The 20,120-nt window shown below is 59.4% G+C and carries 22 protein-coding genes; 8 read left to right on the top strand and 14 right to left on the bottom strand.

Annotated elements, in window-relative coordinates; genetic code table 11:
* Positions 1-68 precede the first annotated feature (68 nt).
* Positions 69-824, bottom strand: a complete 756-nt coding sequence (locus AGR1_RS03625; protein ID WP_149146216.1) for a pyridoxine 5'-phosphate synthase — start codon at positions 822-824, stop codon at positions 69-71.
* A gap of 235 nt (positions 825-1,059) precedes the next feature.
* Here AGR1_RS03625 and AGR1_RS03620 point away from each other — a divergent pair, with 235 nt between their 5' ends.
* Positions 1,060-1,758, top strand: coding sequence for a MerR family transcriptional regulator (locus AGR1_RS03620; protein ID WP_149146215.1), 699 nt, complete (start codon positions 1,060-1,062; stop codon positions 1,756-1,758).
* On the opposite strand, the gene AGR1_RS03615 is transcribed toward AGR1_RS03620, so the two are convergent.
* The 3 genes from AGR1_RS03615 to AGR1_RS03605 form a co-directional block, all read right to left on the bottom strand.
* Positions 1,759-2,886, bottom strand: coding sequence for an ATP-dependent RecD-like DNA helicase (locus tag AGR1_RS03615; protein ID WP_077981728.1), 1,128 nt, complete (start codon positions 2,884-2,886; stop codon positions 1,759-1,761).
* Between the two features lie 78 nt (positions 2,887-2,964).
* Positions 2,965-3,447, bottom strand: coding sequence for an SRPBCC family protein (locus AGR1_RS03610; protein WP_080790370.1), 483 nt, complete (start codon positions 3,445-3,447; stop codon positions 2,965-2,967).
* Positions 3,444-3,803, bottom strand: coding sequence for a metalloregulator ArsR/SmtB family transcription factor (locus AGR1_RS03605; protein ID WP_162927329.1), 360 nt, complete (start codon positions 3,801-3,803; stop codon positions 3,444-3,446). The genes AGR1_RS03610 and AGR1_RS03605 overlap by 4 nt, the downstream gene beginning before the upstream one ends.
* 142 nt (positions 3,804-3,945) lie before the next feature.
* On the opposite strand from AGR1_RS03605, the gene AGR1_RS03600 reads away from it, so the two are divergent.
* Genes AGR1_RS03600 through AGR1_RS03590 form a run of 3 tightly spaced genes read left to right on the top strand, consistent with a single transcriptional unit; the run spans position 3,946 to position 5,652 of the window.
* Positions 3,946-4,326 carry a hypothetical protein gene (locus tag AGR1_RS03600; protein ID WP_149146214.1) on the top strand — a complete coding sequence of 127 codons (381 nt, stop codon included), beginning with the start codon at positions 3,946-3,948 and terminating at the stop codon, positions 4,324-4,326.
* The gene (locus tag AGR1_RS03595; RefSeq protein ID WP_162927328.1) at positions 4,310-4,867 is read left to right on the top strand and encodes an RNA polymerase sigma factor; all 558 of its coding nucleotides are present in this window, start codon (positions 4,310-4,312) and stop codon (positions 4,865-4,867) included. The genes AGR1_RS03600 and AGR1_RS03595 overlap by 17 nt, the downstream gene beginning before the upstream one ends.
* A complete protein-coding gene (locus AGR1_RS03590; protein WP_149146213.1) occupies positions 4,864-5,652 on the top strand; it encodes an anti-sigma factor in 789 nt (262 codons plus the stop codon). Before AGR1_RS03595 ends, AGR1_RS03590 begins: the two co-directional genes overlap by 4 nt.
* Before the next feature lie 6 nt (positions 5,653-5,658).
* On the opposite strand, the gene AGR1_RS03585 is transcribed toward AGR1_RS03590, so the two are convergent.
* Complete coding sequence (locus AGR1_RS03585) at positions 5,659-6,252, bottom strand: LysE family translocator (RefSeq protein ID WP_149146212.1); 594 nt, start codon at positions 6,250-6,252, stop codon at positions 5,659-5,661.
* A 164-nt stretch (positions 6,253-6,416) separates the two neighbouring features.
* On the opposite strand from AGR1_RS03585, the gene AGR1_RS03580 reads away from it, so the two are divergent.
* Complete coding sequence (locus AGR1_RS03580) at positions 6,417-7,262, top strand: aldo/keto reductase (protein ID WP_149146211.1); 846 nt, start codon at positions 6,417-6,419, stop codon at positions 7,260-7,262.
* 138 nt (positions 7,263-7,400) lie between these two features.
* Here the strand turns inward: AGR1_RS03580 and AGR1_RS03575 are convergent, their stop codons facing one another.
* From AGR1_RS03575 to AGR1_RS03560, 4 genes are all read right to left on the bottom strand, one after another.
* A complete protein-coding gene (locus tag AGR1_RS03575; RefSeq protein WP_149146210.1) occupies positions 7,401-7,934 on the bottom strand; it encodes an SRPBCC family protein in 534 nt (177 codons plus the stop codon).
* Complete coding sequence (locus AGR1_RS03570; RefSeq protein WP_080792809.1) at positions 7,927-8,295, bottom strand: metalloregulator ArsR/SmtB family transcription factor; 369 nt, start codon at positions 8,293-8,295, stop codon at positions 7,927-7,929. The genes AGR1_RS03575 and AGR1_RS03570 overlap by 8 nt, the downstream gene beginning before the upstream one ends.
* Before the next feature lie 131 nt (positions 8,296-8,426).
* Positions 8,427-8,999, bottom strand: a complete 573-nt coding sequence (gene ilvN, locus AGR1_RS03565; protein WP_003507555.1) for an acetolactate synthase small subunit — start codon at positions 8,997-8,999, stop codon at positions 8,427-8,429.
* Between the two features lie 19 nt (positions 9,000-9,018).
* Positions 9,019-10,812, bottom strand: coding sequence for an acetolactate synthase 3 large subunit (locus AGR1_RS03560; RefSeq protein WP_149146209.1), 1,794 nt, complete (start codon positions 10,810-10,812; stop codon positions 9,019-9,021).
* 380 nt (positions 10,813-11,192) lie between these two features.
* On the opposite strand from AGR1_RS03560, the gene AGR1_RS03555 reads away from it, so the two are divergent.
* Positions 11,193-13,202, top strand: coding sequence for an ATP-binding protein (locus AGR1_RS03555; RefSeq protein ID WP_149146208.1), 2,010 nt, complete (start codon positions 11,193-11,195; stop codon positions 13,200-13,202).
* A gap of 7 nt (positions 13,203-13,209) precedes the next feature.
* Here AGR1_RS03555 and miaA read toward each other — a convergent pair whose 3' ends face one another.
* The gene (gene miaA / locus AGR1_RS03550; RefSeq protein ID WP_149146207.1) at positions 13,210-14,106 is read right to left on the bottom strand and encodes a tRNA (adenosine(37)-N6)-dimethylallyltransferase MiaA; all 897 of its coding nucleotides are present in this window, start codon (positions 14,104-14,106) and stop codon (positions 13,210-13,212) included.
* Here miaA and serB point away from each other — a divergent pair.
* Both serB and AGR1_RS03540 read left to right on the top strand, forming a co-directional pair.
* Positions 14,105-14,995, top strand: coding sequence for a phosphoserine phosphatase SerB (serB, locus tag AGR1_RS03545; protein WP_080790359.1), 891 nt, complete (start codon positions 14,105-14,107; stop codon positions 14,993-14,995). The two genes, miaA and serB, sit on opposite strands and share 2 nt — an antisense overlap.
* Positions 14,992-15,555 (top strand): GNAT family N-acetyltransferase, encoded by a 564-nt coding sequence (locus AGR1_RS03540; protein WP_080790358.1) that lies wholly within the window; start codon positions 14,992-14,994, stop codon positions 15,553-15,555. The genes serB and AGR1_RS03540 overlap by 4 nt, the downstream gene beginning before the upstream one ends.
* 25 nt (positions 15,556-15,580) lie before the next feature.
* Here the strand turns inward: AGR1_RS03540 and AGR1_RS03535 are convergent, their stop codons facing one another.
* The 4 genes from AGR1_RS03535 to AGR1_RS03520 form a co-directional block, all read right to left on the bottom strand.
* Positions 15,581-16,330: an SDR family oxidoreductase gene (locus tag AGR1_RS03535; RefSeq protein WP_149146206.1), complete on the bottom strand. Its 750-nt coding sequence runs from the start codon at positions 16,328-16,330 to the stop codon at positions 15,581-15,583.
* A 91-nt stretch (positions 16,331-16,421) separates the two neighbouring features.
* Complete coding sequence (locus tag AGR1_RS03530; RefSeq protein WP_149146205.1) at positions 16,422-17,966, bottom strand: Do family serine endopeptidase; 1,545 nt, start codon at positions 17,964-17,966, stop codon at positions 16,422-16,424.
* 210 nt (positions 17,967-18,176) lie between these two features.
* Positions 18,177-19,064 (bottom strand): DMT family transporter, encoded by an 888-nt coding sequence (locus AGR1_RS03525; RefSeq protein ID WP_149146204.1) that lies wholly within the window; start codon positions 19,062-19,064, stop codon positions 18,177-18,179.
* A gap of 132 nt (positions 19,065-19,196) precedes the next feature.
* The gene (locus AGR1_RS03520) at positions 19,197-20,120 is read right to left on the bottom strand and encodes a protease modulator HflC (protein ID WP_149146203.1); all 924 of its coding nucleotides are present in this window, start codon (positions 20,118-20,120) and stop codon (positions 19,197-19,199) included.

The following is a 20,120-nucleotide window of genomic DNA, read 5'->3' as shown; positions in this document are numbered from 1 at the left end:
CTCTGCCTTCCAAAATCTGCGCACGGAGCATGCGCAAGGCCGAGCATAGGTGAAAAAATTGACTTTGGTTATGAATTAGGCTGACCGCAGGCCTGACAAAAACGCCGGACTGTTTCGGCCATGCCATATTCCAGCGCATCCGCCGTCAGCCCGTGGCCGATGGAAACCTCGGCCAGATAAGGGATACGTTCCATCAGCTTGGGCAGGTTTGCCACGGTGAGGTCATGGCCGGCATTGACAGCAAGTCCGAGCGCTCTGGCATGATCCGCCGTCTGCCCGAGCTTTTCAAGAAGCGCGTCGCCCTTTTGCGGATCGTCAAAGCAGCCGCCATATGGGCCGGTGTAAAGTTCGATACGCGCCGCCCCCGTCTCGGCCGCCAGTTCCACCGGCTCACGCTCACCATCGCCGTCGGCAAAAAGCGAGACGCGCATGCCGCCGGCCTTCAGGCGTCCCACCACGTCTTTCAGGAAAACGCCGTGCTTGCGGAAATCCCAGCCGTGGTCGGACGTCGCCTGCGACGGATCGTCAGGCACCAGCGTCACCTGTTCCGGCTGCGTTTCCTCGCAAAGAACGAGGAAATCCTCGGTCGGATAACCTTCGATGTTGAATTCCGCGTCGGGAAAACTGTCGTCGATCAGTGCGCGCAGTACCGGCAGATCGGAAAAGCGGATATGGCGCTGATCCGGTCGCGGGTGTACAGTCAGCCCGCTTGCCCCCGCAGCCAGTGCAATATGCCCGAAATGCGCGACATCCGGCCATGGAAGATCGCGACGGTTGCGTAACATCGCAATTGCGTTCAGATTGACAGAAAGTTTTGCGGGCATGGCATCGAGGCTCCGGTTCGGAATTGACATCCTGTTTCACGCAGGTTGAGGCCAATCGCAAGGAGGCCGGTAAAATTTTTATTATTGCGGGAACGAAAACAGACAATACACGTTACGGTTCTGATGTAGCGTTTGGCATGAGGTCTTGATCGAAAAACATGCCCGTCTTGGGGGAACAAGTAACGGGCACCTTAAAAAGGCAGGCACGCTGTCAAAGAGCGCGAAGGGGGAGACAATGCAGGATGGCCGGATGCCGTTCGAAAGTCACGGCGACGAGGACAAACCCAATTTAAGGATCAGCAGCTTTCTACCGGATATAAGCCTGCCCTCCTCCCTGCCCGCAGAACCCGTGCCCATCGCCGACATGGCCAATATCTTCGGGGTGACCCACCGGACGCTGCATTTTTACGAAGAAAAGGCGCTGCTGACCTCGAAGCGCATCGGCCAGATGCGCGTCTATACCCACCGCAACGTCCAGCGCATGGCCGTCATTAACGTCTGCCGCGAAGTGGGTATTTCTGTCGCCGCCATCACCGAGATCATGGAAAAACTCGCCCGTTCGCTCTCGCAGGGCGAGGCGGACGATATATTCCACGCCGCGCTGCGGCAGCGGAAACGCGAATTGACGGCCGAGCTTTCCACCCTTCAGCGCCAGGCCCAGCAGATCGAGGAACTGCTGGTCGCCGACACGGACGCGGACGGCATGGACGGCGCGGAACGGGCGCCGGCAAAGGACATCGCACTCACCGACACCGAACGAAAATGTCTGGAACTGATGGCGGAGGGTTACGCCCCGGTGCGCCTTGCCCGCGCCCTTGGTCTTTCGGGCAGCGATCTCCATGTTCTCGAGGCGACGATCATCGGCAAGTTCAATGCCAGCAACCGCTTTCAGGCGGTCGCCAAGGCGGTTCTGCTCGGCGTCATCCGCGCCTGATCAACGAACAATCGTCAGGGTCTCCGCCGCGCGGGTAATGGCGGTATAGAGCCACCTTTCGCGCGAGTCCCGGAACGCATAGCTCTCGTCGAAGAGAACCACATTGTTCCACTGCGAACCCTGCGCCTTGTGCACGGTCAGCGCATAGCCGAAATCGAATTCGTCATAACGCTTGCGCGTGGACCACGGAATTTCGGTCTCTACATCCTCGAAGGCCGCCTTCAGCAATTTGATCTTGGCCGCACCGCGATCCATATCGTCGTCTTCGGGCCGGATCATCAGGTTGATGCCGGGCTTCACCGTCTCGCGCGAAGAGCTCATTACCTGCCATAGCGAGCCGTTGAGCAGCCCCTTGGCGGGATCGTTCCGGAGGCAGACCAGCTTGTCGCCGGATTGCGGATAATCGGCGGTAAAGCCCTTCAGCTCGCGAAGCCGCTGATTGTAGCGACGGCGGGTGCGGTTGGTTCCGACCAGCACCTGGTCGGCATCGAGAACCAGCGACTGCGTCACCTCGGATTTGGAGATCACCTGCGCGGAACCATAGTCACCGCGCATGATCTCCCGGCCTTCCCGCACATCCATGGCAAGATGGATGATGGGATTGTCCTTGGCCTGACGATGGATTTCCGACAGCAGATAATCCGGCTCCTGCTCGGTAAAGAAGCCGCCGCCCGAGACCGGTGGCAACTGGCCGGGATCGCCGAGCACGAGGATCGGCGTGCCGAAGCTCATCAGGTCCCTGCCGAGCTGCTCGTCCACCATCGAACATTCATCGATGATGATGAGCGCCGCCTTGGCGAGCGGGCTTTGCCGGTTGATGGAGAACATCGGCGCAATTGAGGTCTTGCCGGTTTCCTCGTCTTCCACCGTTTCTTCACCGCGCGGGCGGTAGATCAGCGAATGAATGGTGCGGGCGTTGGTGGCGCCACGCGAACGCAGCACCTGCGCAGCCTTGCCGGTGAAGGCCGCAAACAGCACCTCGCCATCGACATTTTCCGCGAAATGCTTGGCAAGCGTCGTCTTGCCAGTTCCGGCATAACCGAACAGCCGGAAAACCGGCGTCCGGCCTTCCTTCAGCCAGCGGGAAACAGCCTTCAGCGCTTCGTCCTGTTGCGGTGAAAATAACATGCGCCCTCATCGCAGGATTCGAGCGTCATGCGCAACAGAAAAAGAACGAAAGATGAATCATCTCACCAATATGAAGGCTCAATTGACCGCCTGTCGCTCGACAAGCTGGGCCAGCTGCTCCGCAACCGTGTTCCATCCGTCGAAGAAACCCATCTCCGCGTGCCGGTCACGATCCTCAGGGCTATTGTGCATAGCATAGGCCACATATTCCATGCCGTCGGGGTGATCGCGAAATGTCATCACGGCAGTGAGGAACGGCTGGGCGGAGGGGCGAAAACCTGCGGTCAGCGCATCGGTGAAGACGAGACGCTCCTCATGATCCACCGCCAGAAAACAGCCGCTGACATGCTGGCCGAATTCCTTGCCGTCTTCGCTGTAGCGCGTCTCGAAAGCGCCGCCGGGATGAAGCTCCATGCGGTCGACCCGGCATTGACCGGGATGTGGCACCCACCATTGTTCGAGGCTGGCCTTGTCCGTCCAGGCATTCCAGACGAGCCGGCGCGGCGCCCTTATGATGCGTGAAATCTTCAGGTCGAGATCGGGATTGAAAGTCTCGGTCATCGGTCATTCTCCCCTTTGCTGGACATCCTGTCCTGTTGCGCCATGACGAATTGTTCGAGCCGGTCGGTGCGGCCTTCCCAGATGGCGCGTTGTTGCGACAACCAGCCATCAAGCATGGAAAACCTCTGTTTCTCCAGCGAGCAGAACCGGACACGCCCCTGCTTGCGCGTGACGATCAGCCCCGCCTCTTCCAGCTGGCGGATATGTTTCATGAAGGACGGCAGGGCCATGTCGAAGGGCTCGGCCAGCGTTCCGACACTCGCCTCCCCGCCGCCCAGCCTCAGGATCACCGCCCTGCGGGTCGGATCGGCAAGAGACTGGAAGATGTCGTCGAGCGCGGCTGAATAGTTTTCCATAAGGCTAACTATCATATCAAAATAGTTAGCTCAATGGATAAGTTTAAAAATCGCGAAAATTCGTTATCGCGGGGAATAATTCGCCAGGTTGCGGTGTCTCTTGATGTGCTGGCGGCTTGAGCCCGCCCGAACCAAGGAGGATATGTCCATGAAGATCCGCTTTATCGCTCCCGCCCTCGTTCTGGCTTTTGCCGGAACGGCCTATGCCGCCCCTATGGTCGAAACCGTCAAGACCGCCAAAGGCGATGTGCTGGCGGGCGAAAAAGGCATGACGCTCTACACTTTCAAGAACGACAAGAAGGGCGTATCCAATTGTTATGACAAATGCGCGGTGAACTGGCCGCCATTTTTCGCAGCCGCCAGTGACAAGGCCGAGGGCGCCTATTCCCTCGTGAAGCGCAAGGACGGCAAGATGCAATGGGCGAAGGATGGCATGCCGCTTTATTACTGGGTCAAGGACATGAAAAAAGGCGACGCCACCGGCGACGGTGTGAACGGTGTATGGGATGCCGCAAAACCCTGACGGCATGAAGGACGAAAAGCGGGGGAGCCATTCCCCCGCAGCCGGCAGCTTCGAAACGGAGATGCTGGCGCTGATACCCATGCTGCGCCGTTATTCCCGCAGCCTTTCCCGTTCCGACGCCGATGGCGAGGACCTCTTGCAGGACTGCGTGGAAAAGGCGCTGGCCAACAAAAGGCAATGGCGCGGAACGGGTTTGAAAACATGGGCTTACACGATAATGACGAATCTTTATCGCAACCGCCATCGCGCCGAGAAACGTCACCCGTCGGAAAGCCTCGACGGCCATGAGAGCATCGCCAGCGCGGAGACGCTCTCCGACACGCTGGAGAACGACCGGCTGCATGGCGCACTCGCCCTTCTTTCTCCTGATATGCGGGCCGTTCTGATGCTGGTGACGGTGGAAGGTTACAGCTATCAGGAGGCAGCCGAAACCCTGGCGATCCCGCTCGGCACCGTCATGTCCAGACTGTCCCGCGCTCGCGAAACCCTTCGCCAGCAGCTGGCGGCGGATAATATCATTCCCCTTCGGAGACCACGATGAAACGGCTAGAGGCCATAACCGAAGACGATCTGCACGCCTATGTCGACGGACTTCTTTCCGGCGACGACCGCGCGGCTGTCGAGGCCTGGCTGGCGGAAAGACCGGAAGAGCAGGCCCGTGTGGAGGCATGGAAAAAACAGGCCGATATTTTGCGCAGTGCCTTCGCCTCCTATGCCGCCGCACATCCGCATGACGCATCGCTACTCGGCCCGCAAAAGAGGGATCGCGCATGGCGGCTGAAACCGGCCATCCTCCAGACGGCTGCGGCCTTGCTGATCTTCGTGGCGGGCGCCGCAGCCGGCAGACTGCTGCCCCCGTCCTTTTCGACGCCACAGGACGTGACCCTGGCGTCGCTGACGACGGATATTCCGGCACAGGCGAAATCCGCCTATCTCATCTATGCGAGCGAGGTGCGTCACCCCGTTGAAGTCGGCGCCGGCGAACAGCAGCATCTTGCGACATGGCTCGGCAAGCGGCTGGGCTATCCCTTCGCCATCCCCGATCTCTCGAAGATCGGATATGACCTTGTCGGCGGGCGTCTTATCCCCGTCAGCGGCAAGCCGGGCGCGATGCTGATGTATCAGGACAAGACCGGCCGCCGGGTGACGGTGCTGATCGGCCACAATGAGGAAAACCGCACCACCAGCTTCCGCATGGCGAGCGCCGATGGTGTCGAGACCTTCTACTGGATCGACAATGAGCTGGGTTATGCCGTTTCCGCCGAACTGACGCGCGACGAGGTGCAGGCGATTGCCGAGGAATGTTACCGGCAGTTTCCGACGTGACGGTTGCTACTTCAGCATTGGCCAGAGGCTGATGACAAGCAGAATAGCCATGGTGATATTGAACCATTTGAGCCGAACCGGGACCGACAGCCAGTCACGCAGCGCAGAGCCGAAACCGGCCCAGGTGGAAACACTGGGAAGATTGACGGCAGCAAAGGCAAGACCGACGATCAGGACCGTGAGGAAATATTGGGCCTCATTGGTGTAGGTCGCCATCGCCGTCACCGCCATCACCCAGGCTTTTGGGTTGACCCATTGAAAGGCGGCGGCGGCAAGAAAGCTCATCGGCTCGGAAGCGGCCGAACCCTCGCTGAGGCTGCGCGACATCGCGATCTTCCACGCAATCCAGACGAGATAGAGCCCACCCGCGAATTTCAGCGCCGTGTACAACGCGGGCACGGAATGCAGCAACGCACCAAGGCCAAATCCCACCCCGATCAACAGCGACAGAAACCCGGCACCAATGCCCAGCATATGCGGGATGGTTCGGCGGAAACCGAAATTCACACCCGACGCAAACAGCATCATATTGTTGGGGCCAGGCGTGATGGAGGTGGTGAAGGCAAACAGCACCAGCGCCGCGAAAGTTTCTATGGTCATGATCTCTCCTTGAGCCAAAACCCTATCCGCCGTCCTGCCGTCAAACCACCCCGACACACCGATGGGCGAGGTCAAATTTTTTGATGGATCAATCATTTGCGCCATGGGTTTGAGAAGTCGACACAAAGGACTATTGTCCAATCGGCAACCGCTGGAGCAAAACCATGCATGAGGATATTCCTTCCGTAACCCTGCCTTCTGGAAAAGAGGTTCCAGCCCTTGGCCTCGGCACCTGGAACATGGGTGAGACGAGATCATCGGCAGACCAGGAGGTTGAGAGCATCCGCAAGGCGATCGATCTCGGCATGACCTTGGTCGACACTGCGGAAATGTATGCCGACGGCCGGTCGGAAGAAGTGGTCGGGAGGGCAATCGCCGGCCGCCGCGACGAAGTGTTTCTCGTTACCAAGGTCTATCCGTGGAACGCCAGCGCAAGAGGCACTGCAGAAGCCTGCGAGCGCAGCCTGGCAAGGCTCGGCACCGACCACATCGATCTCTATCTGCTGCACTGGCGCGGCGAGCACCCGCTTGGCGATACCGTGGCCGCATTCGAAAGGCTAAAGAGCGACGGCAAGATCGGCAATTGGGGTGTCTCCAATTTCGATACCGATGACATGGAAGAGCTTTTCGCCGTTCCCGACGGCAGGAACTGTGCCGCCAATCAGGTGCTCTATAACCTGTCCCGGCGGGGGCCGGAGTTTTCGCTGCTGCCCTGGTGCCAGGAGCGTGGCGTGCCGCTGATGGCCTATTCCCCCATCGAGCAGGGCCGCATCCTGAATAACCACGAACTCATCCGCATCGCCAAGGCCTATCAGGCGACACCGGCGCAATTGGCGCTCGCCTTTCTTCTGGAGAGGGACGGCGTCATCGCCATTCCAAAATCCGCCAGCGTCTCGCGGGTCGAGGAAAACCGCGGTGCGACCGATCTTGAAATAACGGATGAAGACTGGGCGGCGCTCGACGCCGCCTTCCCGCCCCCGACGGGCAAGACGGTGCTGGAAATGCTTTGACAAAACAAGATGTTACGAGGCACCCCGGAATCAGGTACTGAAGCGGTTGAATCGGAATGTGAGGACCAGCATCGCCCGCCGTAGCGACCATATAACGGCGCGGCAAGCCGCGCCGTCGGGCAGATAAGCCCTTGGGCATTATTGCGGTATGCGAGGATCGTATTCCTCTTTAAGAGCCAGCCATGTGTCCCAGAACGGTTTCGGTTCCTTTTCCTGAAGACGGGCAGCGAGAATGTCGAGGTGCACGTGCCAACCGGAACTGACGTTGAGCCTGGTCGTGCGATCCGCAAGCCGGCGATGGACCAGCGTCAGAAGCACGTCCTTGCCCAGAGCCTGAAGCTCGATTGACACCTCTCCGCCTTCGCCCCAGCTGAAGACAAGGCGATGCGGTGGAACGACGGTAATGATGCGGGACGCCATCTTTTCCTCTTCGGAAAAGCCCTCGGGACGCCGGCCCGGCGGATCGGAAAGCTCGTCGTTGCGCCAGACGAGTTCGAACGGCGCATCTGGCGCAAGCCGCATTTCGCCGGAAGCCAGCCAGCGGCGGCGAAGCTCGCTTTGTGTCAGATAGGCCCATACCCGCTCGATCGGCCCCGGCAGCAGCCGTTCGATCTTTAAGGTGGTGGGCTCGACGAGACGGCCATAAGTTTCAGGCATTGCAATATCAGCCATTGTCATTTCCTCCATCTGCAGGGATTTTTCCCTGATCTTCGTCCCTGAGCATCTGCTCAAGAATATCGAGGCGATTGCCCCAGAACTGCCGGTAGAAATCCAGCCATTCATGCGCTTCCTCCAGCCGCTCCGGCGCAAGGCGGCAGACATGGATGCGCCCCCTCACCTCGCGGCGGATGAGACCCGCATTTTCCAGCGCCTTGATGTGCTTTGAAGCCGCAGCGAGCGATATCTCGAACGGCTGGGCCAACTGGCTCACCGTTCGCTCCCCACGCGAAAGATCGCGCAGCATCGTGCGTCGCGTTGCGTCGCCAAGGGCGTGAAAGACAGTGTCGAGATGGGAAGCAGATAATTCAACCATGTTGTTGAATATAGACTGCCAATGCGGAAAGTCAACCATATGGTTGAATATTTGCCAATCCGTGTGAAGCCATAAAAAAACCCGCGGCGAACCGCGGGCTTATATTCCAGCATCTGCTGCGATGACGGAGATTACATCCCCTGCGAACCGCGGTTCATTGCAGCAATACCCGTGCGGCAGATTTCGATCAGGCCAAGCGGCTTGATGATGGCCACGAACTGATCGATCTTCGAAGACTTTCCGGTAATTTCGAAGATGAAATGCTCCACCGTCGCATCCACCACCTTGGCCTGAAACGCATCGGCAAGCCGCAACGCCTCGGCGCGCACTTCACCGGTGCCGGCAACCTTGATGAGCGCCACTTCGCGCTCGATAGGCCGCTCCTGCCCGAGTTCCCGGGCGCGAACGGTGAGATCCAGAACCCGGTGAACCGGCACGATGCGCTCCAGCTGCGCCTTGATCTGCTCCAGCACGATCGGCGTGCCGCGCGTGACGATGGTGATGCGCGACAGATGCGCCTCATGCTCGGTTTCCGAAACCGTCAGGCTTTCAATGTTGTAGCCGCGACCGGAAAACAGGCCGATGACCCGGGCGAGAACGCCCGGCTCGTTGCTGACGAGAACCGACAGCGTGTGATTTTCGACGGCAGCCGTTTCCTTCTGGATGAAGTAGGCCGAGCCGGTGGGTTGTAGGTGTGCGTTCATGTCCTTTTCCTCTCCCGGCTCAGACTAGCTGACGGCCTTTGGCGTCGATGGCGTTGGCAACGGCTTCATCCGTGGCCTCATCCGGCAACAGCATTTCGTTATGAGCCTTACCAGACGGGATCATCGGGAAGCAATTGGCGAGATTGGCAACGCGGCAATCGAAAATGACAGGCTTCTTGACTGCGATCATCTCGGCGATCTTGTCGTCCAGTTCCTTCGGGTCGTCGCAATACATACCAACCGCGCCATAGGCTTCCGCCAGCTTCACGAAATCGGGCATGGCTTCGGTATAGGAGTTGGACAGGCGGTTGCCGTGCAGCAATTGCTGCCATTGGCGCACCATGCCCATATACTGGTTGTTGAGGATGAAAATCTTCACCGGCAGGCCGTATTGGATCGCGCAGGACATTTCCTGAATGCACATCTGGATCGAGGCGTCACCGGCAATGTCGATAACCAGCGCTTCGGGATGCGCGACCTGAACGCCGATCGCCGCCGGCAGGCCGTAACCCATTGTGCCGAGGCCGCCAGAGGTCATCCAGTGGTTCGGCTCCTCGAAACCGAAGAACTGCGCCGCCCACATCTGATGCTGGCCGACTTCTGTCGTGATATAGGTGTCGCGTCCCTTCGACGCCTCATAAAGCCGCTGCAGGGCATATTGCGGCATGATGACATCGTTGGAATTCTTGTAGGCGAAGGAGTTGCGGGCACGCCAGCGCTCGATCTGTGACCACCACTCTGCGGTCTGCGCTTTCTCCGGCTTCTTCGGCAGAGCACGCCACAGGCGAACCATATCTTCCAGGACATGACCGACATCGCCGATAACAGGCACATCGACACGAACCGTCTTGTTGATCGAAGACGGATCGATATCGATATGGATCTTCTTGGAATTCGGCGAGAACGCGTTGATGCGACCGGTAATTCGGTCATCGAAACGCGCGCCGACGCAGACCAGGACGTCGCAATCATGCATCGTCATGTTCGCTTCGTAGGAACCGTGCATGCCCAGCATGCCGAGCCAGTTTTTGCCGGAGGCCGGATAGGCGCCGAGGCCCATCAGCGTCGAGGTGATCGGGAAGCCGGTCAGCTCGACCAGTTCGCGCAGCAGCCGGGTGGCCTCCGGGCCGGAATTGATGACGCCGCCGCCGGTGTAGAAAACCGGCTTTTTCGCCTTCGACATCAGCTCAATGGCGGCATGGATGGCATTGAGGTCGCCCTGGACCTTCGGCTTGTAGCTCTTCTGCTGAATGGCGGCGGAAGGCGGCGTATAGGTGCCGGTGGCGAACTGGATGTCCTTCGGAATATCGACGACGACAGGACCGGGACGACCCGTCTGCGCGATACGGAAGGCTTCATGGATGATGCCCGCCAGTTCGTTGACGTCCTTGACCAGCCAGTTGTGCTTGGTGCAGGGGCGCGTGATACCGACGGTATCGCATTCCTGGAACGCGTCGGAACCGATGAGCGTGGTGGGAACCTGGCCGGACAGGCAGACGAGCGGAATGGAATCCATAAGCGCATCCTGCAGCGGCGTGACCGCATTGGTGGCGCCGGGGCCGGAGGTGACCAGCATGACGCCGACCTTGCCGGTGGAGCGGGCATAACCTTCGGCGGCATGGCCAGCGCCCTGCTCGTGGCGGACGAGAATGTGCTGGATGTCTTCCTGCTGGAAAATCTCGTCGTAGATCGGAAGAACGGCACCGCCCGGATAACCGAAGATGTGCTCGACGCCATTGTCCTTCAGCGCCTGCAGAACGATCTCCGCACCGGTCATGCGATTGCTGTTTTCCGTATTGTCCTTATCCGTCATTGCCTGTTTCCATCCCGCTTTGGCTTTAGATATCGAGGAGCCCGAGGGCCTGTTTGAAGACATAAAAAAAGGCCCCTAGAGGAGCCTCGTTCAGCGCATGGGTGCTTTCGCCGGATGGTTACACCATCCTGCCCATGCGCCGTCCCACCACGATAAGTACGTTAAGATTTTTCATGGGCCGGAGTGTTAGCCACAAAAGCCCCAGCCGTCAACGCATATTGCAGGAAAAAATCGCCCCCGCCTTCTTTTATTACCCAAGAGGTGGCTTTGGCGAAATTTTCGAACGCAACCGGTACACCTGTTGTTAAGCATAATCTTTTATACCGAGATAACAGATGCTGCCCGAACCACCGCGATCATCCGCATGTACCGGGAAAAATGTGAATAACGACAGGTCTCATAACGCGTCCCGCATGGACGAAAACGAACGGCGATCCGGCGAGCAGCCAGCGAACCGCATGCTCGGCCGCGTCATCGCCTGCAACGGTGCGCATGCCACCATTGCGGCCGAAACCGAACCGGGCACCACCGATGTGTCGCAGCTCTGGTCCGTCGGACGCCTGATCTCCATCGAAATGGGCACCAGCCGTGTCGCGGCCCTCGTCTTTGCCATGCGCACCGGTGAAGAATACTGGGCGGCGGACAGGCCGAACAGGCTGCTGATCGACGTTGAGCTGGTGGGCGAGGTCTACCGCACCGAAGACGGCAGCGAGCGCTTTTCCACCGGCATCTCACGTTACCCCTATCTCGGCGCGGTGGCGCATCGCATCCGCACCAGCGATCTTTCCAAGATTTACGACAGCGGCAAGCGTGATGCCTGCGTCATCGGCAGGCTGACGCAGGACGATACGATCAACGCCACCATCAGCATTCCGCAGATGCTCGCCAAACATTTCGCCGTCGTCGGCTCGACGGGCGTGGGCAAGACCACCGCCGTCTCGCTGCTTCTGAACAAGGCAATCGAGACCGACCCGAAACTACGCGTCCTCATTCTCGATCCGCATAATGAATTCGCGGCCGCTTTTCCCGATCATTCGGTCGTCATCGATACCGAGACGCTGGACCTCCCCTTCTGGCTGATGCGCCTTGAGGAATTTGCGGAAGTGATTTTCCGCGGACGTAAACCCATGCCGGAAGAAATGGATATCCTTCGCGACCTCGTTCCGGAAGCGAAAAAAGCGTTTCGCGGCACCGAGGGTTCCGCCGTGCGCCGCACGTCTGACAAGAGCGCGATCACACCGGATACGCCGGTGCCCTACCGTATAGCCGATCTTCTTGCCCTCATTGACGAGCGTATCGGCCGGCTGGAAGGGCGCAGCGAAAAACCCGCGTTGCGCTCCCTGAAAGGCCGCATTCTCTCGGCCATCAACGACACGCGCTATAATTTCATGTTCTCCAGCAATACGATCAGCGACACCATTCTGGAGACGGTCGCACATATTTTCCGTATTCCCGGGGAAGGCAAGCCGATTTCGGTATTCCAACTGTCAGGCATTCCCTCCGAAGTGGTGAATTCGGTGGTATCCGTGCTTTGCCGCATGTCCTTCGAACTGGCGGTACTGGCGCGCGGATCGCTGCATATGCTCGTCGTCTGCGAGGAAGCGCACCGTTATGTACCCGCCGACCCCGAGCGCGGCTTCTTCCCCACCCGGCAGTCCATCGCCCAGATCGCCAAGGAAGGCCGTAAATACGGCATTTCGCTCGGCGTCATCAGCCAGCGGCCAAGCGAGCTGGACCAGACAATCCTGTCGCAATGCTCGACCGTTTTCGCCATGCGGCTGTCGAACGAGATCGACCAGAAGATCATTCTCTCCGCCGTACCGAACGCATCGACCTCGACCACCAGCTTTCTGTCGTCTATCGGCAATGGTGAGGCTATCGCCTTCGGCGAAGCCGTGAATGTGCCGATGCGCATGCGTTTCGACCGCGTGGCCACCGCGAAATTGCCGAAAGCGAGCGGCACCATCAACCATACGAACCATGAAACCCCTGACACGGTCGATCTGAACAATATCGTCACCCGCATGCGCGCCACGCCGAAACCCGTCATCACCGGTTTCCAGCAAAGCGTCGAAGCGGCTTTCTCCGATCTCCCCGAACCGGCCCCGCCAAGCCGGGCGACGGACGAGATCGACAGCTGGAAGCGTGAACTGGGAACGCCCGCAGCTGAGGGGTATGAACCCTATCGCCCGGACATGCTGCCCGGGCGGGCGCTGTCTGCGCCACCCTCCAACGCTTCAACGGAACCAACTACCGGCGCAGTCAACGAGTTGCGCAAGGCCGGTTTCCAGATGCAGGCCCAGAATGGCCCGTCGCCCGGCGAGACGCGCCCTTCGCTGCGCGAAAGCCTGTTGAAGAAGCCGCTCGGCAGCCTCTACCGCAAGGACTAGGCCCGTTTCAGGGCTGGATTCGCGTCCAGTCGTCGCCCATCTGGTTACGGAACCAGGTCATCTGCCGTTTGGCATATTGCCGGGTCGCGGCCGCCGATTTTTCGATCACCTCCGCCTGGCTCATGCGTCCCGCCAGCATATCGGCTATCTGAGAAACGCCGATCGCCTTCATCGCCGTTGCATCCGGTGCAAGATCAAGCGCAAGAAGCGCCTGCACCTCCTCCACCGCCCCGCTATCCATCATCGCCTCGAAACGGCGGTTGATGCGGTCATGCAGTACTGGCCTCTCCGGCAGGACGACGAATTTCTGCGCCCGCTCGGGATCAACAATCATCGGGCCGCTGGCGCGTTGAAAATCCCGGATCGACTTTCCGGTCGCCTTGAGCACCTCCAGCGCTCGGACGATACGCTGGCCGTCTCCCGGTTGCAGCATATCCGCCATGGCCGGATCGCGCCATGCGAGTTCGGCATGGAGCGCAGCCGCCCCCTCCCCGATCAGCCGGGCACGTAAGCCATCGCGGATGTCATCCGGAATGGCGGGCATGTCGGAAAGCCCACCCGTCAGCGCCTTGAAATAAAGCCCCGTACCGCCGACGATGACGGGCAAACGCCCCTGCTCGCGCAAATCCGCAAGCTGGCCGGAAATCTCCCGCAGCCATTCGCCGGTTGAGTAGAGGCTGCTGGCAGGAACATGGCCGTAAAGCAGATGCGGTACGCCCTCCATCTCCTCTTCGGACGGTCGAGCCGTCAGCACCCGCAACGTGTCGTAAACCTGCATGCTGTCGGCATTGATGACAACGCCGTCCCGCTCCCGCGCCAAACGAAGCGCAAGCGCAGACTTGCCGCTTGCCGTCGGGCCGGTTATCAGGATCGCATCAAAATTCTTATCAAGGTTTTTCATCATGGCTCTCGTTGCCACGCTTATCGCCAATCCGTCAAATCCCGTTCTGACACCGGCCCTCGGCGAAGCGGCCGCAAAGGCCGTCAACGCATCGGGCCTCTACTGGCTGGCCGATGGCATTGCCTGCGATATCGCCCTGCCCTCCGGCACCGCCGTCGAACAGGCACGCAGCGTGCTTGCCACCGCGCATGCCGGAAAACCGATCGATATCGTCATCCAGGAACAGGATCAGCGGCGCAAGAAGCTTCTGATCGCTGACATGGATTCGACCATGATCGGCCAGGAATGCATCGATGAACTGGCGGCCGAAGTCGGCCTGAAGGACAAGGTCTCCGCCATCACCGCCCGCGCCATGAACGGCGAGATCGCTTTCGAACCTGCGTTGCGTGAGCGTGTGGCGCTGCTGAAGGGTCTGCCGGTCTCCGTCATCGATGACGTCATCGAAAAGCGCATCACGCTGACCCCCGGCGGCAGGGAACTGATCGCCACCATGAAGGCAAAGGGATATTACACCGCCCTCGTTTCCGGCGGCTTCACCGTCTTCACCGGTCGCGTCGCCGCCATGCTCGGTTTTGACGAGAACCGCGCCAACCTGCTGGGCGAAGCCAATGGCGAGCTTGACGGCACCGTTGCCGAACCGATCCTCGGCAAACAGGCCAAGGTGGATGCGCTGAACGATATTGCCGCAAGGCTCGGCATCTCGCCGGAAGAGGCGATGGCGGTCGGCGATGGCGCCAACGATCTCGGCATGCTGCATCTGGCCGGCGCAGGCGTTGCCCTGCACGCCAAGCCCGCCGTGGCGGCCGAGGCGCAGATGCGCATCGACCACGGTGATCTGACCGCGCTTCTTTACATCCAGGGCTACCGCAAGACGGATTTTGTCATTCCATGATCATTCGTGAGACACAAAGGCTCATTCTGCGCGAGTGGAAGGAGAGCGACCGCAATCTGTTCCGCGAAATCAACGCCGACGAAAAGGTCATGGAATTTTTCCCCTTCCGCCGCAGCCATGCGGAAGCCGACGCGGTGCTGGAAACCATCAACGGCATGATCCGCGGCAGCGGCTATGGTTTTTATGCGATGGAACTGCGCGAAACCGGCGAGGTCATGGGCTTCTGTGGCATATCGCCCGTCATGAACCTTGATCCGCCCTTCCCGCTTGGCACCATGGAAATCGGCTGGCGGCTCGCCACCCGCTTCTGGGGGAATGGTTACGTCACTGAAGCCGCGCAGTCGCTGCTCGTCATGGCTTTCGATGAAAAGGAGACGCCAGAAATCGTCTCCTTTGCCGTCCACGATAACCACCGTTCGACGGCAGTGATGGAGCGCATTGGCCTGAAGCGCGACCCTTCGCGCGATTTCGACCATCCGCGCGTGCCGGAAGAAACGCATCCGCATCTGCGGCCGCACGTCACCTATGCGCTGACGCTGGAGGAATGGCGGGCGCGATAGGACGCCTGCCCGCCAGTTGCAAAGGTTACTTCACCGCGGCATTGCCACCATCGGCGAACAGCGCCGCCCCGGCGACGAAGCTCGCCATAGGGCTTGCGAGGAAAAGAGCGGCCTGCGCAATTTCTTCAGGTTCTGCAATGCGCTTCATCGCATGCAGCCCGGCGGCCCATTCTTTTTGCGCCTGATCACCGGCCATGGGTGTGTCGACACCGCCGGGCAACAAGGCATTGGCGCGAATGCCGCTCACGGCATAATCGGCGGTGATGCCCTTCACCAGCCCCATCAATCCCGCCTTCGCAGCGCCATAGGCGGACATGCCGGGGATGCCGACGCTGGTGCCGACGAAGCTCGAGGTGAAAACGATGGATCCACCGCCTCGCTGCAACATCGCGGGAATCTGATAGCGCGCGCCCAGAAAGGCGGACGTCAGGTTGACGTTGAGGACATAGGCCCATTCGTCAGGCGAAATCTCCGCCATCGGCTTCGCCGCACCAACGCCGCCCGCATTGTTGACGGCGATATCGACCCCGCCGAACACACTTGTAGCCGCATCCGCCAGCCGCGCATGGGTTTCCTCAACACCGGCGTCACCGGCAACTGCGTGTACACGGCCACCGGCTCCACTGATCTCGCCAGCGACCTCATCCAGCGCCTTCTCGCCACGCGCATTGATGACGACGGCAGCGCCGTGAGCGGCGAACAACGTCGCCGTCGCGCGACCGATGCCGGATGACGCACCGATGATGATGGCAACTTTATTGTCGAGTAGTTTCATATCCTTGGCCTCCGTTGAATGGAGGCCAAGGGATAGGGAGATGACGAGGCTGCAACCACCCGATTCCTGCCGGAGTGGGTGAAAAAGCGGCTTATTCGAGCGGCAGCGCCACGACACGCAGATTGCCCTGTGCATCCGCCACCATCATATGCGCATTTTTGCGGCCTTCGGATTTCAGCCCGTTGACACGGACCAGCACATCGCCCGGAACTTCCATGAAATCCTGACCGACTTCAACGATCACGTCGCCGGCCTTCATGCCCTTTTGTTCGGCCGGGGAACCGGGATCGACGCTGGCCACCAGCACGCCTTCCACGCTTTCGGCAATGCCCTTTTCGGTACGCAACTCGTTGCTCAGCACCACGAGATTCATGCCGAGCACGCTCTGCGGCGCTTCACGCACTTCCGGCGTCTGGTCCTGTGCCTGATCGTCGCCACCGTCATTGTCTTCGGGCACAACCATGCCACCGTCGCCATCTTCGCTCTGCTGGTCGTCGGCCGAGGCCTTCTCGTCGGTCGTATCCTGCAATTGACCAAGCTTGACCTTCACGGTCTCTTCCTTGCCGTCGCGATAGACAACAACATCGACTTCCTTGCCAACCGGGCTTTCCGCCACGATGCGCAGGAGATCACGCATTTCATTGATGTCCTTGCCGTCGAATTTCAGGACGACATCGCCAGCCTGGATTGGGCCGTTCTCCACCGGTCCGCCCTTGGCGACCCCGGAGATAAGCGCACCCTTGGCGCTATCCATGCCAAGGCTCGCGGCCACATCATCAGTGACCGGCTGAACGCGAACGCCGAGCCAGCCGCGGCGGGTCTCGCCGAATTCGATGAGTTGCTGCACGATATTCTGCGCAAGCTCCGTCGGCACCGCAAAACCGATACCGATCGAACCGCCGCTCGGCGATATGATCGCCGTATTGATGCCGATCACCTCGCCCTTCATGTTGAAAAGCGGACCGCCGGAATTGCCCTTGTTGATGGCCGCATCCGTCTGGATGAAATTGTCATAGGGGCCGGCATTGATGTTGCGGCCGCGCGCGGAAATGACGCCCACGGTCAATGAGCCGCCAAGCCCGAAGGGGTTACCGACGGCCATCACCCAGTCGCCGATGCGCATGCTGCGCGAATCACCGAACTTGACGGCTTTCAAAGGCGCTTTCGGCTCCACTTTCAAGACGGAAAGGTCGGTCTTGGTGTCGGTGCCGACCAGCGTCGCCTTGAGTTTCGAACCATTCGGGAAAATCACCTCGATGGCGTCAGCGCCCTCGATGACGTGGTTGTTGGTGACAACATAGCCCGCCGGATCGATGACGAAACCCGAACCCAGCGAACTCACCTTTTCACCGCCCTCGGGCTTCTGGCTGTCGAAATAGTCCTTGAAGAATTCCTGGAAGGGCGAGCCCTCCGGCAGACGCGGCGGAACCGGGCCTTTGCCCGTGGTCTTGACGTTCTGCGATGTGGAAATATTCACCACCGCATCGAGCAGCGGCTCGGCGAGATCGGCCACCGATTCCGGCCCGTGGCTCTGCGCTCTCGCAACAACCGGCGCCGCCAGGCTGCCTGCCACAAGCGCGATGCCCGCGACTGCGGCGATGCTGCTGCGAAAAGGCGAAAGAAGGGTCACGGCCATAAGCGTCCTCGCGTTTCAAATAGTCTTGCCCTGCATATATCGTCAAAGCATAAGGCGGAATGATGAAGTGTAAAAATACCTTTTCGTGAACAGGCAATTGATTCCCACATCTCTTCGCACGCCTTAGAGGCGTACAGAAAAGAGGCGGCGACGCAAACACCAATTATCCATTGCAATCGTTTACAGAGAAAACGTTGAAGATATGGACAATCACCGCGCGGCCGACGTCTTCCGGCGAGCCATTATTCCAAGTCCTCCGCTCACTAGAATAAGGCAATAGCCCACCCACAAAACGAGAAGGGGCTGCTCCGAGAAGAACAGATAGCCGAATAATAAACTCCAGAGGAGCTGGGTATATTGAAGTGGCGCGATGATGGAAGACTGCGCCATACGGATCGAAAGCGTCAGGCACAATCTACCGATTGCGAGCAATGCACCAGCTCCAATGTAAAGCAGCCATTCGATCTGTGTCGGAGGCGTGTAGCGGTCCGGGAGAAGAATTCCGGTAATGAGAACCAGGATAATGACAGGCAGCATGGTATCCGCCAATGGAGTCGACTGCGTCCTCCATCGTCTTACCATGATCGTAGATGCAGACTGCGCAAAAGCCGCAGCAAAAGCCATAAAAACAGCTAGCCTATCCATCACGCCGCTCGGCTGAAGAACAAGCAGCACGCCTGCGAGACCAACACAGGCAGACAACCAATGACCCCTGACGGGACGTTCGTTCAAAAACGCCAGCGCCAGGAACATCGTGATGAGCGGGCTGGTGAAGCGGATCGAGTAAACATCAGCGATGGGCATCCGCGAGATGGCATATAGTGTCAGCCATATCATGGCGACCGACAGGAGGCCCCGCGCACAAACCACCGCCCATCCCTTAGCCGAGTGAATTTTGAATCCGCCTAATGGCTTGGCCATTAACAAGCCAAAAATGATCGCGAAAACTCCAGTGAAAAAGAGGACTTGAGGAAGAGAATGTGAGCTGCTGAGAGTTTTGGAAGCAGCGTCCATAAATGAAAAGGCAGCAAATCCCAATATGCCAAAAGTAAACGCAGCTATATAGTTATCGCTCGCGTGCCAAGATATTCCCAGCATCTTCCGTTTTCCATACCATGAAAGACTGAATATTACTGTCTATTTCCCACAAATTTATGAATGCTGACGGATCGTGGTTCAAAAAGAAAGGGCCGGTAAAAACCGGCCCCTTCAAAATCAATCGATCCGTTATCAATTTGCCGGCGCTGGCGCAGGGGCAGCCGGAGCGGCAGGGGCCACGCCGTCGATGTTGTTGAAATAACGGAAGAAGGTCGAATCCGGCGACAGGACTAGCGTCGTGCCGGTGCCGTTCAGCGCGTTGGCATAGGCCGACATGGAGCGGTAGAACTCGAAGAAGTCCGGATCGCGCTGGAAAGCCGCGCCGAACACCTTGTTACGCTCGGCATCTCCTTCACCGCGCAGGACTTCGGACTGGCGGCGTGCATCGGATTCGAACTCGACGACCTGACGGTCGGCGATAGCGCGGCGGCGCTGCGCTTCTTCGTTACCACGGGCGCGGATGAGTTCGGCTTCAGCCAGACGTTCCGACTTCATGCGCTCAAAGGTCTGCTGCGAAACTTCCTGCGTGAGGTCGGTACGGCGGATGCGGACATCCACGATGCTGATGCCGAGCGATTCCGCATCGGGACGCAGATCGTCACGCACTTCCTGCATCATCGATGCACGCGCATCCGAAAGCGCCGATTCGAAGCCGCGCAGACCGTAGACCCGGCGCAGCGACGCATCGAGACGGGTGCGCAGGCGCGATTCCGCCGACATCTGGTCACCCGAGACCGTCTGCCGGAAGCGGCGCGCATCCGTGATGCGATAGACCACAAAGGCGTCAACCTCGTAGAATTTGCCGCCGGAAACCTGAACACGGATATTGTCGTGATCGAAGCGCAGAGCCCGGTTCTCGACATATTGCACCCGGTCGGCATCCATGAAGGCGAAGGGCAGCTTGAAATACAGGCCAGGTGACGTTTTCACGTCCTGGATTTGACCGAAGCGAACGACAATGGCCTGCTGGCGCTCGTTGACCACGAAGATCGACGAATAACCAAGGAAAAGCAGGACGGCGAGACCGACGAGAACGGCCGTAAGACGGTTACCCAT

It is taken from the genome of Agrobacterium sp. B1(2019) (genome assembly GCF_008274755.1).
GTDB classification, from domain to species: domain Bacteria; phylum Pseudomonadota; class Alphaproteobacteria; order Rhizobiales; family Rhizobiaceae; genus Agrobacterium; species Agrobacterium salinitolerans.
This window is presented reverse-complemented; position numbering and strand designations above follow the sequence as displayed.